General features: G+C 41.6%; 12 protein-coding genes. 8 read left to right on the top strand and 4 right to left on the bottom strand.

Going from position 1 to position 13703, the window contains the following annotated elements; translation table 11 throughout:
• Positions 1-298: 298 nt before the first annotated feature.
• Both ACFQ38_RS12480 and ACFQ38_RS12475 read right to left on the bottom strand, forming a co-directional pair.
• A complete protein-coding gene (locus ACFQ38_RS12480; RefSeq protein WP_381481230.1) occupies positions 299-2239 on the bottom strand; it encodes a GTP-binding protein in 1941 nt (646 codons plus the stop codon).
• A 26-nt stretch (positions 2240-2265) separates the two neighbouring features.
• Positions 2266-3576, bottom strand: a complete 1311-nt coding sequence (locus ACFQ38_RS12475; protein WP_381481228.1) for a uracil/xanthine transporter — start codon at positions 3574-3576, stop codon at positions 2266-2268.
• A gap of 149 nt (positions 3577-3725) precedes the next feature.
• Between ACFQ38_RS12475 and ACFQ38_RS12470 the strand changes: the two genes are divergently transcribed.
• Positions 3726-4988 (top strand): MFS transporter, encoded by a 1263-nt coding sequence (locus ACFQ38_RS12470; protein ID WP_336823984.1) that lies wholly within the window; start codon positions 3726-3728, stop codon positions 4986-4988.
• A gap of 49 nt (positions 4989-5037) precedes the next feature.
• Here the strand turns inward: ACFQ38_RS12470 and ACFQ38_RS12465 are convergent, their stop codons facing one another.
• Positions 5038-5667 carry a CBS domain-containing protein gene (locus ACFQ38_RS12465; protein ID WP_381481224.1) on the bottom strand — a complete coding sequence of 210 codons (630 nt, stop codon included), beginning with the start codon at positions 5665-5667 and terminating at the stop codon, positions 5038-5040.
• 123 nt (positions 5668-5790) lie between these two features.
• Here ACFQ38_RS12465 and ACFQ38_RS12460 point away from each other — a divergent pair, with 123 nt between their 5' ends.
• Both ACFQ38_RS12460 and ACFQ38_RS12455 read left to right on the top strand, forming a co-directional pair.
• Positions 5791-6435 carry a LytTR family DNA-binding domain-containing protein gene (locus ACFQ38_RS12460; protein ID WP_336823982.1) on the top strand — a complete coding sequence of 215 codons (645 nt, stop codon included), beginning with the start codon at positions 5791-5793 and terminating at the stop codon, positions 6433-6435.
• A 148-nt stretch (positions 6436-6583) separates the two neighbouring features.
• Positions 6584-8098, top strand: coding sequence for an acetyl-CoA hydrolase/transferase family protein (locus tag ACFQ38_RS12455; RefSeq protein WP_381481221.1), 1515 nt, complete (start codon positions 6584-6586; stop codon positions 8096-8098).
• 376 nt (positions 8099-8474) lie between these two features.
• On the opposite strand, the gene mgtE is transcribed toward ACFQ38_RS12455, so the two are convergent.
• Entirely contained in the window at positions 8475-9833 is a 1359-nt protein-coding gene (mgtE, locus tag ACFQ38_RS12450) for a magnesium transporter (protein WP_381481219.1), read from the bottom strand.
• Positions 9834-10016: 183 nt separating this feature from the next.
• On the opposite strand from mgtE, the gene ACFQ38_RS12445 reads away from it, so the two are divergent.
• The 5 genes from ACFQ38_RS12445 (at position 10017) to ACFQ38_RS12425 (ending at position 13454) form a co-directional block, all read left to right on the top strand.
• Entirely contained in the window at positions 10017-10838 is an 822-nt protein-coding gene (locus ACFQ38_RS12445) for a transporter substrate-binding domain-containing protein (protein WP_381481217.1), read from the top strand.
• 69 nt (positions 10839-10907) lie between these two features.
• Complete coding sequence (locus ACFQ38_RS12440) at positions 10908-11540, top strand: amino acid ABC transporter permease (protein ID WP_381481232.1); 633 nt, start codon at positions 10908-10910, stop codon at positions 11538-11540.
• Positions 11541-11550: 10 nt separating this feature from the next.
• Positions 11551-12276 (top strand): amino acid ABC transporter ATP-binding protein, encoded by a 726-nt coding sequence (locus ACFQ38_RS12435; RefSeq protein WP_336823977.1) that lies wholly within the window; start codon positions 11551-11553, stop codon positions 12274-12276.
• A gap of 444 nt (positions 12277-12720) precedes the next feature.
• Positions 12721-13107, top strand: coding sequence for a VOC family protein (locus tag ACFQ38_RS12430; protein WP_381481214.1), 387 nt, complete (start codon positions 12721-12723; stop codon positions 13105-13107).
• Entirely contained in the window at positions 13104-13454 is a 351-nt protein-coding gene (locus ACFQ38_RS12425; RefSeq protein ID WP_381481212.1) for a VOC family protein, read from the top strand. The genes ACFQ38_RS12430 and ACFQ38_RS12425 overlap by 4 nt, the downstream gene beginning before the upstream one ends.
• Positions 13455-13703 lie beyond the last annotated feature (249 nt).

The raw sequence follows: 13703 nt of genomic DNA, 5'->3' as shown, positions 1-13703 counted from the left end.
GCGACGGTTGTCAGGGGTTCCCCATTTATTCTCCAACCAGAAAGGGACTATCACAGAAAATCAGTTTTCACTGACTTTCTGGACAGCCCCTTTTATTTTCCGTGAAAATAAGGATTGTATATGCGCCATTCTAAAGTGATTATGCGTTTTGTGGGCAAGTTATGCATTTTTTGAATGTGATTATGCGTCGTTGAGGGTCGTTTTGCACAGTATTAATAGGTTTATGCGTTATTCTTTGATTTTATGCGTGTTGAAAGTAAATTTTCATACATAGATTTGGAGTGGAAGCTCATTTGTTTTATTTCAATAAATGCATCGCTGCTTCCGCTTCTTGCCAAGGGACTGTGTAGCCTTTGCCTTTGGCGCAAAAGATGGAGGCGGATGTATATTCGGGATCAGCATCTTTGTTATAGCCAATTTGCTCGATGATCTCATAGGTGTTGTGGCATTCGTCATAGCCGCCGAATTGCAAGGAGAGTGCACCTCTTCCATTTGTATAGGAAGTGAATGCAGTGCTATAGTGCATAAAAGTTGCTACGGGCACTCGCCCTTTGACAATCATTTTTTCACCGACTGTAACTGGTGCATCAAAGCTGCCAGATGCTTGCTGAATGTCGGAAAGCACTCTTCCGATATGGTCTATGCTGACTTTAATTGTAAAATCGTAATAAGGTTCTAACAGAACATTGTCGGCTTGTTCTAACCCTTGCCGCAACGCACGATATGTCGCTTCACGGAAGTCTCCTCCAGCTGTATGCTCATTATGCCCTCTGCCGTTCAACAATGTCACTTTCACATCAGTAAGGGCAGAGCCGGTTAATAAACCATGATGATCGCGCTCAAACAGGTGATGGCGTATAAGGTTTTGATGTCCAATCGATAGGTCGTTTGGATGGCAAATCGTTGTAAATGAAATGCCGCTGCCCCTGTCGGCAGGCTCCAATTTCAAATGGACTTCCGCATAATGCCGAAGCGGTTCGAAATGGCCGTATCCATTGACGGAAGATCGGATAGTCTCTTTATAAATAATTTTAGGATCGCCAAAAGTAACATGATAGCCGAATCGATCGAGAACAATTTGCTGCAATACCTCAAGCTGCATCAATCCCATGACGTGTACTTGAATTTCTTCTGTTTGTTTTTCCCATGTCACATGCAATGAAGGATCCTCGGCATCCAATAACTTGAAGCATGTCAGCATTTCTTTTACGTGGATGGAAGGATCGAAAATGACGGTTGACGTTAATGTCGGAATCAAACCAAAAACCGCCTTGTCTTTGCATGTTCCTAATCCATCTCCGGCTGCCGCCTCTGATAAGCCTGTGACAGCAACGATTTCTCCGGCTGCTGCCTTCTCTGCTGTCGTGAACTTATTGCCGTTATACATACGTATTTGCGTAATTTTCTCTGTTCGTTCTCCGTAGGAAACTTCATCCCTGACGTGCAGAGTACCTTGCAGTATTTTCATGAATGTAATTCGGTTTCCATTCTCGTCGTGTCGGATTTTATAAATGCGGCCCCCGAATTTCCCGGTTTCATCATACATCGTTTCGGTCAGCATATGGAATTTCTCAAAAAATTCAAGTACGCCAATATCTTTTAACGCTGATCCGTGAGCAATCGGAAAAAGCTCACTGTCTTGGATAAGCCGTTTCATGCTGTCCAGCCATAGCTCTTTGTCATAGCCGCTTTCCATATAATGTTCGAAAAGGGTTTCATCCAGCTCGGCTATGTCTTCCACAAGTGGATTGTCCATAATTCCTTCATGGAAATCCGCTAAGCTGCATACATTTGCCGTTAAATCGATTTTAATATTTTCAATGACGGCATCTAAATCGATGCCATCCCTGTCGGTTTTATTTATAAAGAAAAAGGTCGGCACTTGATGTTTTCGCAAAAGTTGCCAAACCGTTTCTGTATGGCCCTCGATGCCGTCCGCTGCACTAATGAGGATGATCGCATAATCCAACACTTGAATCGATCTTTCCATTTCAGGCGAGAAATCGATATGCCCGGGTGTGTCGATGAGTGTATAGGAAGCATCGCCATAGGTAAACATCCCTTGTTCAGCAAAAACGGTAATGCCCCGGTTGCGCTCGATTGCATGATGGTCGAGGAAAGTGTCTTGATGGTCGACGCGGCCTCTTTGACGAATGCTTTTCATATGAAACAATAATTGTTCAGACAATGTCGTCTTGCCCGCATCGACATGTGCCAATATCCCGATTGTTTTTTGCACGTAAATCACCCCGGAATAATTGTATCTTATTTTCGCAATGGCAGTCTACGGATCCTTGGACCGAACCAATACAATAGTTCCATGACGAGCGCTGCAATGATGCCCATGAGCAATCCATTAGATAGAAGCGGCTGGACGAGTTCCGGCAATGTTGAAAAGACTGATGATGGAAGTGTCATAATGCTTAGTCCCAACAATGCAGGCAATGCAACGCGGTAAATCGTTTTCGGCTCAAATGAAAGACCTTCCACTGAACGCAATGAGGATCGAAACAATTGTAAATAGGCGACAAAAAGAACGGTGTTGCCAACGCTTTGCGGAATTGTTGAGAAAAAGGCGGTCAATGGCGGGATCATACCAAGAAAAATGAACAGTGCTGCTCCTAAAAAGAAAGGTGCACGTTCTTTAATGCCGGTTGATTGCAAAAAGCCTAAAGAGGAAGCATAGGGGGCATACGGCACTAACCCCAACATACCGGATATCGTCGTCAGTATGCCTGTCAGAAAAAAAGACGAACGATATTGGAAACGGGTCGTTTCCTTTTCATAAATATCTTCAGCGCCTTTCAACGTAGCGACAGTGTTCGTTGTATTCAATAGTCCAGTGACGACGACTGTCAGTACGATTCCCCATTCAAGCGCAGGTTCTCCCCACGGAAACCACTTCAAAAACGGTGTTGTATGTATCGTTTCCTGTGCCTCGTTAGGGAAGATGAGAACAGCGACAATCCAGCCAACAACCATGCCAACTAATAAATTCAAGCTGCTTAAAATCCCTTTCCCTTTCACGTGAACCAATATGGTAAATGCAGCAAGGCAAAAGGAGAAGATTGCCATACGCACATCAATAGTCTCTCCTGTGTTTAATCCGATCATCCCTTTTAGAAAAATAGAGATTAATTGATTGGCAAGAAGCAATAAAAAGACGAACATGACGGCAGGAGTAAACCAGCGCTTCAAAATTTCCCCGATGCCCATAATGCCGAACAGGGCGACGAGTGCGCCTGCGATCATCGCACCGACAGCGATGCTCCCACCGACAGTTGCAAAATTGAGGTTCATTGCGCTTGCTGTACCAGCCAAGCTTAAAATGACTCCCCACCATAATCCAGATTGGCCTTCCATCAACGCTAAGCGGTGTCCGATAAAACCTTGTAGAATACAAGCGATCCCAGTCAATATGAACGAACGCTGTATGGCGGAGACGATTTCCACTTGCTCTAAATTCAGTGCACCTCCGACAGAAATCGGGATAACGACTGTATTGGCAAACATGAAGAACAGCCATTGGAAGCCCGCCAGTAATGTCACCGAAAGGCGTAATTGATTTGTTTCCAATTGCTTTCCCTCCCGTCTGAAAAAATGTAATTTGCGGACAACTATACCATAACTATGATGCGGATGAAAGATACTTCTATCTATTTTTCATATTTTACTACTGTTCGAAGAGTTTAGACTGTACAATTAATGAAAAGGGGGGAGAACGGATGGGAAGGAAGTATAGCAAAGCTGAAAATAGCTGGATGTTTTATGATTGGGCAAATTCGGCGTACTCGATTATTATTACGACGGCCGTATTTCCGCTTTACTACAAATCTGTAGCTTCAGAAGCAGGTGTTAGTGCAACAAATTCGACTGCTTATTTAGGATACACGGTTGCAATTGCAACATTTATATTGGCGATGATCGGCCCAATTTTAGGGACGATTGCGGATTATAAAGGACTAAAAAAGAAATTTTTTATAGCGTTTTTCTTAATGGGTTCTTTGGCTACGATTTCTTTGGCATTTGTTCCGGGTGATACATGGTTGCCGCTATTAATCATCTATACAATTACTGCTGTGGGTTTTCATGGGGCAAATATTTTTTACGACGCTTTTCTTGTTGATGTTGCGAAAGAGGAACGGATGGATGAGGTATCTGCCAGAGGTTTTGGCTTAGGGTATATCGGCAGCACGATTCCTTTTATTTTAAGTATTGCCATTATTTTGTTGGCACAAAAGGAACTCATTCCGATCGGTGCATCGATGGCAAGCAAGATGGCTTTCATCATCACGGGGATTTGGTGGTTTACGTTCACCATTCCGATGCTGAAAAATGTTGTTCAAATTCACTCGATTGAAAGAGAACCTAATTTAATAGCAGGAAGTTTTAGGCGTCTAGGCGGCACTTTTAAAGAAATTCGTAAGTATCGGCATGTTTTCATTTTTCTTTTGGCGTATTTCTTTTATATCGATGGCGTTGGCACGATTATCTCAATGTCAACCTCTTATGGAAAAGATTTAGGTATTAATGATGTAAGTCTTCTCATCGTTCTGTTCGTCACACAAGTAGTTGCGGCGCCATTTGCTATACTTTATGGTAAATTGGCACAAAAGTTTTCGATTAAGATCATGTTGTATGCTGGTATTTTCGTTTATATCATCGTTTGTATTTATGCATTCTTTTTATCTACTACGCTTGATTTTTGGATCTTAGCAATGCTTGTTGCTACTTCGCAAGGAGGTATTCAGGCGCTGAGCCGTTCTTACTTTGCGCAGTTAGTGCCGAAGGAGAAATCGAATGAGTTTTTCGGTTTCTATAATATTTTTGGTAAGTTTGCAGCTGTCATGGGGCCATTACTATTAGCATTGACTACACAGCTTACAGGAAATTCCGCATATGGGGTGTTCAGCTTAGTCATTCTGTTTATAATAGGCGGTATTTTACTGAAGATGGTGCCAAAGCCTGTGAGCGAAAATGTAGTTTGACGAATGAAAAAGACTATCGGAAAAGCCTTTCCGGTAGTCTTTTAGCATGTTATTTTGGTTCGATGCGTTTCATTTGTAAAATACGGAAACCGTTTTTCTCTAATTTCTCACGTAATTTAACCATATCCTCGTCACTTCTATCCTTTTCAAGAGTAAGGACAACTCTGCGTGCAAGAGCGGATCCATTGTCCAATGTCAGCATGCCTTCGATATTTTCATCTTTTAAAGTTGTAGTTAACTTCCGGATCATCCCTCTTGCCTCCGTTGAAGCTAAGGTAATGTTAATGCCGCCTGTTTTCAGTCCGAATGCATCTTCCAATACACTTTCGACCTGGTTATGGGTCAAAATGCCAAGCAGTTTGCCGTTTTTAACAACACTAATGAATGGCAATGCTTTAATATGCAGGAGTGCTTTTAAAAAGGACTCATCTTCTCCGATATAGACATCACTATGTTCGATCAATGGATCAATTGAGTTATTCGGATCGCCCTTTTCTTCGTACAAATAAGATAGTAGATCGACTTTATAAATCATCCCGACATAATTGTCTTCTTCATCCACAACCGGAATGCAGCGGTAGCCAGTTTCATTAATTTTCGATAATGTTTCAGCTACAGTTTGTTTTGCATTTACAGTAGCAACTGCCAAGCGTTCTATCGTCAAGTCTCTAATATGCATATAATGGCCCCCTGTTATTAAGAGTTTTTTGTTTTTACATAATTTTTCGTTTACTTATCAGTCTATTATAATAGAAAAATAGGTAATGTACAATAAAATTCATATGAGACAAAGGAGTCTGTTATGGAAGCTTTAAATTTACATTCTTTATTGGACGTTGTAGGAGAATTGTTTGCGGATGAAATATCCATAGCCGTGACTAATACAAAGGAATATATTTATTATCGCCCAAGCAAACGGATCGATTTGAAAATAAGGAAAGGCGATTCTGTCCGTGAAGGAACGATTGCTTATAAAGCATTGAAAGAAGAGCAGAAAGTCTCGGAATTTATAAATCGAGATGTTTTTGGCGTGCCTTATCATGGAATGGCAGTGCCCTTCCATCAAGACGGTGTACTGCAAGGCTGCGTCATGGCGATTTATCCTGCCTATACGGAAGGAAAATCCGTCGTAACGTTGAAAACGCAGGATGGTTGGGTGCCTGTCCCGTTTTCAGAAGTAAAATATATTGAAGTAAAGGATCGCAAAACAATCGTCGTGGCAGATCGTGTAAGCGGAACGCATAGAAACTCATTACAGCATTTGGAGTATGTGTTGCCGCATGATTTATTTGTCCGTTGTCATAGATCGTTCATCGTCAATGTTAATCATATCACAGCAATTTATCCTGATACGCATTCGACGTTTTTACTATCGATGGATAATGGAGCTAACATTCCAGTCAGTCAATCGTATTCGAGCTATTTTAGGAAATTATTAGGATTTTAACTGAGTGTAAATTCATGCAGAAATTTGCTGGAATGGACGTCTCTATATCGTCTTCGTCTTGAATTTTCGTATTTTAACCCGTATTCCCCTTAATTTGTTACGAATCGTTTACGATTATCTAAAAGTTAAGAAAAGGGGCGGGTGTTGAATGGTACACCATATGGATCGCATCAGAATGGAAAAATTAAAAGACGTGGTCATTTCACCTGAAGAGGCAGCGTCCTATATTCAAGACGGCATGACATTGGGGTTAAGCGGTTTCACACGTGCGGGTGACGCGAAAGCGGTTCCAATGGCTTTAGTAAAGCGTGCAGAAACTGAAAAATTCAAAGTGAACGTATTTACAGGAGCTTCCTTAGGTTCTGATATTGATAAATTATTTACAGAAGCGGGCATTATTCATAAGCGTTTGCCATTTCAAGCTGAACGCACGATGCGCAATGGCATTAATAACGGTGAGCTATTGTTCGTTGACCATCATTTATCTCACACGGCGGAGTGGATTCGCGCTGGTGTCATAGAGCCTATTGATTTCGCAATTTTGGAAGCGGTTACAATTACGGAGGATGGCATGATAATTCCATCCACTTCTGTCGGAAATTCATTGACATTTGCGAAGCATGCCAAATCAATCATTGTCGAGATCAACATAGCGCATTCTACTGACTGGGAGGGCATTCATGATTTATACGAGCCTGAGAAACAGGGCGAACGCAGTCCGATTCACCTAACGAAAGCAGATGATCGGATTGGCAAGATAGGTATCGAGGTGGATGTGAATAAAATAAGAGGGATTGTTTTCACAAATCAGCAAGATTCAGCATCGACGATTACGAAGCCTGACAGTGATACGGAAGTGATGGCGGAGCATTTATTGACATTTTTACGTTCTGAAGTGAAAGCAGGTAGATTGACGAATAAACTTGCGCCTCTTCAATCGGGCATTGGTTCTCAGGCGAATGCGGTATTGCATGGCATGATAAATTCGGAATTTGAAGATCTTGAAGTGTACTCAGAAGTGCTGCAAGATGCTGTTTTTGATTTGATTGACGCGGGCAAAGTCCGTTTCGCTTCGTGTGCATCGATTACTTTGTCACAAGAAAAAATGGATCAAGTATTTAATAATTTAGATAAGTATCGGGATAAGTTGGTTATGCGTCCTCAGGAGATATCCAACCATCCGGAAATGATTCGCCGATTAGGCTTGATCTCCATTAATACAGCATTGGAGCTTGATATTTATGGAAATGTTAATTCTACTCATGTGACGGGGACGAAAATGATGAATGGCATTGGCGGCTCAGGAGACTTTGCGAGAAATGCACGACTTGCTATATTTGTGACCAAATCGATCGCTAAAGATGGCGATATTTCCAGCATTGTTCCGTTCGTCTCCCACGTTGATCATACCGAGCATGACGTAGACGTTATCGTGACTGAGCACGGCTATGCGGACTTGCGTGGCTTGGCGCCAAGAGAGCGTGTCGGACTCATTATTGGAAACTGTGCGCATCCGATGTACCGTGAGCAACTATGGGAATATTATCATGAAGCAGTACAGCGCGGCGGACAAACACCGCATGTATTAGAAAAGGCATTCTCTTGGCATCTTAACTTAATGCAGCATGGAACGATGCATAAAGAGCGACTAGTAAAAGCATAACTATATATGTAGCAAGGAACCCCTTGTTGACATAGATAGCTCATCCAATCAAACTGCCAAAGAAAGGGCCTCCAGCAATCGCCGGAAGCCCCTTTCGATTAATTGGCGCTTAATAATCGATGGAGTACTCCTAAAAATGAAGTCTCAGCGATTAAAAATTGATGCTGTGCGGCCTATAGCAGTGGTTCCAGCGCCTAAAATTCAATGCAGCGCGCCTATAACTGGCATACCTCTGTCTAAAATTCGAAGCCGTACGCATTTGCCGGTGTTCCAACGTCAAAAACCGATGGAGTGCTCTTAAACGATCGAGTTTCACGTCTATCAACACGGGTCCCTCTTAAAAAATCAACGCAAGTACCTGAATACCTCATCTTACCTACATCAATTTATCAATGAACGCTGTCGCGATTCCGAAGTAGATGAGCAACGATAAAATGTCGTTGACCGTCGTAATGAGCGGACCAGATGCAACAGCAGGATCGACTTTGAATTTATTTAAAATTAGCGGAATGATTGTCCCCGCCAATGTCCCAATAATGAGTGTTGCCACTAAAGAGGAGCCTACGACAAGACCTAAAATAAAGTTGCCTTGCCAGACATACGCAATAATCGAGATGATAAGTCCGCAAATGATACCTAATGTAATTCCTACTAAAAGTTCGCGGAAAATCAATTTTAGTGCACTCTTAAAATTTATTTCCTCCGTTACAAGTCCTCTGACGACAACCGCCAATGATTGTGTGCCTGTGTTTCCGGTCATGCCGGCGATTAGCGGCATGAAAAATGCCAATGCAACGACTGCTTCAAGTGTTGCCTCGAAGCGAGAAATAATGCTGCCTGAAACGAGTCCGATGAACAGCAGTATAATAAGCCACGGCAGTCTCCTATAAGCAGCGACGAGCGGTTTTGTGTGGAAATCAATCGACTTTCCTGAAGCAAACAGCATTTCAATATCTTCATTTGCTTCTTGCACGACGATGTCTAACATATCATCTGCCGTAATAATGCCGACTAACACATTATCATCATTGACGACAGGCATGGAAAAGAAGTCGTGGCGCCCAATTATTTTCGCAACCTCATTCTGTTTTGTCAGTTCATGCACCTTTACAATATCACTCGTCATCACATCTATGATCCTGTCGTCTGGGTCCGATAAAAGCAAGTCGCGATAAGAGGCGACTCCAATCAACTCTTTTTCATCGTCAATGACGTATACATAGTTCAAGTAATCAGCGAAATCAATGAAATGCTTCAGCTTTTCAACGGACTTTTTCACTGTATACGATTTGTGAACCCATACGTATTGGCTAATCATTAATCGACCTGCTGTTTTTTTCGGATACTTCATTTTCTTGCGAATTGCTTTCTTTTCTTCCTCCCGCATTTCACCGATGAGTTTTTCAACCTCTTTGTCAGGCAGATCTGTTAATAAATACGCTAATTCATCGCTCTTCAAAGCTTCCAATAATTCAATTGATCGGACAGGCCCAATCTTTTTAAGAATACGGACCTGTTCCTCCCGCGTGACGTATCTAAGAAGGGACACCAATTGATCTATGGAAAGCCATTCTAAAAATAAGATTCTTCTTTTTTTAGGCAAACCCCTGTATTGGACAGAAACCTCATAAGGAGTTAGTTCTGCAATGATTTTTTCAAAAGTATCTTTCTGTCCTTCCTTCATGACATGGACCATCGCCCTTGATATATTTTCCCGATCGCCATTTAACGCCATATGAATCCACCTCACTTCTGTAATTATTGTTTTGCTTTTTCCTTATTCCCTCGAATCAAGTATGCAAACCGCACTCTTATTTCCAAGAAACGATGTTTATAGCTTTATAGGGTAGGGAACGGAGTTAGTAAGCGAAAATTAAGAATCAAATTGCTGGTTCGTAAAAAAAGGGAGTTTTATTTTATGGGAAAAATGAAGACGCTTTTATTTTTAGCAGTAGCTACAATGGTTATATTGGCAGCTTGCGGAAATGCAAAAAGCGATTCGAATGCAAAAGGCGAAGACAGATATGAACTTGTCAATAAAGGGAAATTGACGTATGCGGCGAGTGGCTTATACAAACCTTTCAATTTTGAGGAAAACGGTGAGTTGACGGGTTTTGATTTTGAAATTGGTGCAGCGATTGCAGAAAAGATGGGGTTGGAGCCGAATCCGGTTACGAATCCTTTTGAGACGATTCTTCAAGGTTTGGTGGCCAATAAATACGATGCGATCATTGGCTCGATGGCTTATACGAAAAAACGAGCCGAGCAAGCGGCTTTTACACAGCCCTACTATTACTCGGGTGGGATGATTTGGATCGCGAAAGACAATAACGACATTACATCTCCTGACGATCTGAAAGGAAAGAAAATTGGTGTTGTCGCTCAATCGACGTATGAAGAGCCTGCAAAAACCCTTTCTGATGACTTGCAATATTACAGTAGTGATGTAGTGGCGCTGAAGGACTTAACGGTAGAAGGCAGATTGGATGCAGTTGTAACGTCCGACATCGTCGGCTTTGAAGCAGTTGACAACGGTTTTGATATTAAGGAAGTTGGCAGCCCGCTTTGGGTTGAACAGCCTTCTATTGCCGTGCGGAAAGATAACGAAGCGCTTCGCGACGCTATTGACGAAGCATTGCAGGAGTTAATTGACGAGGGAACATACGACGAAATCTCACAAAAATGGTTCGGCCGTAATTTATTGGAAATGGATTTAGAGGATGCGGAACTTCTTGAGTAACCTACATTTTAAGACGAAAAGAGGGTGTGACTCGTGCCGGAAATATTGATTACATTATCCGATGTTTTCATGCGAACGTATGAAGGATTCCTGAAAGCGGCGCTTGTCACATTAAAGATAACGGCAATTGCTATAGTATTAGGGACAGTTTTTGGCATCATCTTCGCGTTAATGAAAATATCAAGATCAAAAATTTTACAAACGATCGCAAATCTTTATATAACACTTATTCGCGGGACACCGCTCATCGTACAAATTATGTTTTTGTACTATGGAATTACATCGATCATCGTGCTGTCCAACTTTTGGGCTGGTGCGATTGCGTTAGGTGTTCATAATGGTGCCTATATTGCGGAAATTTTTAGAGGAGCGATACAAGGGGTGGACAAAGGACAACGGGAAGCAAGCTTAGCGTTGGGCATGAATCGTACCGAAACGATGAGGCGTATTATATTCCCGCAAGCTTTGCGACGCGCCATTCCTCCTTTAGGTAACCAATTCATTATTACATTAAAAGATTCGTCCTTAGTTTACGTCATTGGGGTGACAGAACTGTTTGGTCTTGCGAACCGTGAAGCGGCATCTTCCTTCCAGCCGTTTGAAACATTCTTAGTTGTTGGGCTTTACTATCTCGTCCTCGTCCTCATTTTCACGGCTTTGCTGAAATGGTATGAAAACAGACTAAATGTGGATGGTTCATAGGAGGGAACGTATGATTACTACAAAAAACTTACACAAATCATTTGGAGACCTTGAAGTACTAAAAGGGATTGATGTCCAAGTTAAACCTGGTGAAGTCGTAGTCTTAGTTGGTGTCAGTGGTTCGGGAAAAAGTACTTTTCTGCGCTGCTTGAATTTCCTTGAAGTGGCACAGGAAGGAGATATTCTTGTTGATGGGCGCAAAATCGACCGGAAGAAAGACGATTTGTCGAAAGTACGCGCAGAAGTCGGAATGGTATTCCAGCATTTTAATCTATTTCCGCATAAGACAGTGCTCGAAAATATTATTGAAGCGCCTGTCATTGTTAAAAAGATCGATAAAACGGAAGCAAAAAAGAACGCTCTCACTCTATTAGAGAAAGTCGGTTTGTCCGACAAAGCGGAAGTGTATCCAAACAAACTGTCAGGTGGGCAAAAGCAGCGGGTTGCCATCGCACGGGCGTTAGCTATGGAACCCAAAGTGCTTTTGTTTGACGAACCGACATCCGCATTGGACCCTGAACTTGTAGGAGAAGTGCTGCAAGTTATGCAAGACCTTGCCGACGACGGGATGACAATGATTGTCGTCACCCACGAAATGAAATTCGCCAAAGAGGTCGCCAGCCGTATCATTATGTTAGACGAAGGGCGCATAATTGAAGATGCCGACCCCGAAACTTTTTTTAACCATTCCACAAACGAAAGGACACAACAGTTTTTGGAAATGGTAAATGTGTGAATGAAAAGCAGCTCTCTTTTGTATAGGGAAGCTGCTTTTCGATTTGCAAAATATGACTGTAAATTGCATTTTGCATTTTTTGTGGTTTTTCTAACGAAGTTTAATGAATCTAATATCAAATTGTGCAATAGTCAGTATTATGCCATAATTATAAATGGAGGTATAATGTAAAAAATATTGTCCAAATAGCTGTCGTGAGAGGTAATCTTCATACAACCTACTAACGTTACCAACAACATCGCAATATCCCTCAGTATTTACACGAGCAATCACCATAGATTCGAAACTATAGACTAATTATTAGGTCATCGGCTTTTATATTTTGTATGGATATAAGAGAGGAGGTCTTTACGACATTTAAATGCCTATTTGTAGAGAGTTACTTGAAGCATGACAGCCAGACTTAAAATTTGATTTTCATACTAGTGGCAGGAGGGGATGAAAGTGGTTGACCGGATACTTTATGTTGAAATTCCAGTGAAAAATATCCCGTTTTCATTGAATTGGTATTCCGAAGTATTACAGTTCCAAAAAGTTTGGCACAGCATGGAAGAAAAGCTTGCGCAATTAAACCTGCCTTCTGGACAAATGCTGTTTCTATCGGAAACGTCAGATAACACTAACGCAAATTTTAGTAAAAACGGAGAGGAGCATAGCGTCATCGGTTTTCAAACGAAAGATATAGATGAGCTGTACAATACTCTAAAAAAAAGCGGTGCAACAGTAGAACCATTGGTAATCGATCCAGAAGGATATCGTTTTTTGCATTTTTATGATCCGGATGGAAATCGTTTAACCGCACTATGCGATTCTATAGGAGATGAAATATGAGCACTATTGAAAATAAAATTGGCACAGTCTTTTTGCCGGTAAGCAATATTGAAGAGTCAAGAGACTGGTATTGTCGTCTTTTGGGGATTCAACGAAAAGGTGATATTCAATTTGGGCATTTGTATGTTATTGAGTTGGAAGGAGTTAATCTCGTCTTAGACCAAAAAATATTTCAAAAAACCGGACCGTTGCAAGCGCCCATATTTCATTTGAATGCTGTAGACATTGAAAAAGCATACAATGAATTGAGAGAGAGCAATGTAGAAGTAACAACAACTATCCAACACGGCCATTGGTTTAATTTCAAAGACCCAGATGGCAATGAAATTATGGTGTGTCAATGTTAGAAAGGGACAAAATGGTCCTTTGTGAATCGTGGTCTGAATCCAATAATGAAACGCTGAATATGGATGAAAAACAATGTTGTAATCTCATGGGAGATGGTCCCCCTTATTTACAATAACTCCTATCAAGATGCATATTTTCAAGGCTTGATACTATGTCAAGAAATTGGACACATTAAATTGAGAGTCATAGCTATTTGTATAATCAAGCTAACGCGCTTTGCTTGTTGGCCATGTCATAAGCGAACAGAG

Origin of the sequence: Sporosarcina contaminans (assembly GCF_042679045.1) — a bacterium.
GTDB classification, from domain to species: Bacteria; Bacillota; Bacilli; order Bacillales_A; family Planococcaceae; genus Sporosarcina; species Sporosarcina contaminans.
The sequence above is the reverse complement of the archived record's forward strand: the minus strand, read 5'-3'. Positions and strand labels throughout refer to the sequence as shown.

What these genes read in the sequence shown, in the direction of transcription:
- ACFQ38_RS12465 (WP_381481224.1), bottom strand. Translation starts at nt 5,667, where the DNA reads ATGCATATTAGAGACTTGACGATAGAACGCTTGGCAGTTGCTACTGTA.
- ACFQ38_RS12460 (WP_336823982.1), top strand. Translation starts at nt 5,791, where the DNA reads ATGGAAGCTTTAAATTTACATTCTTTATTGGACGTTGTAGGAGAATTG.
- ACFQ38_RS12435 (WP_336823977.1), top strand. Translation starts at nt 11,551, where the DNA reads ATGATTACTACAAAAAACTTACACAAATCATTTGGAGACCTTGAAGTA.
- ACFQ38_RS12470 (WP_336823984.1), top strand. Translation starts at nt 3,726, where the DNA reads ATGGGAAGGAAGTATAGCAAAGCTGAAAATAGCTGGATGTTTTATGAT.
- mgtE (WP_381481219.1), bottom strand. Translation starts at nt 9,833, where the DNA reads ATGGCGTTAAATGGCGATCGGGAAAATATATCAAGGGCGATGGTCCAT.
- ACFQ38_RS12445 (WP_381481217.1), top strand. Translation starts at nt 10,017, where the DNA reads ATGGGAAAAATGAAGACGCTTTTATTTTTAGCAGTAGCTACAATGGTT.
- ACFQ38_RS12440 (WP_381481232.1), top strand. Translation starts at nt 10,908, where the DNA reads ATGCGAACGTATGAAGGATTCCTGAAAGCGGCGCTTGTCACATTAAAG.
- ACFQ38_RS12455 (WP_381481221.1), top strand. Translation starts at nt 6,584, where the DNA reads ATGGTACACCATATGGATCGCATCAGAATGGAAAAATTAAAAGACGTG.
- ACFQ38_RS12425 (WP_381481212.1), top strand. Translation starts at nt 13,104, where the DNA reads ATGAGCACTATTGAAAATAAAATTGGCACAGTCTTTTTGCCGGTAAGC.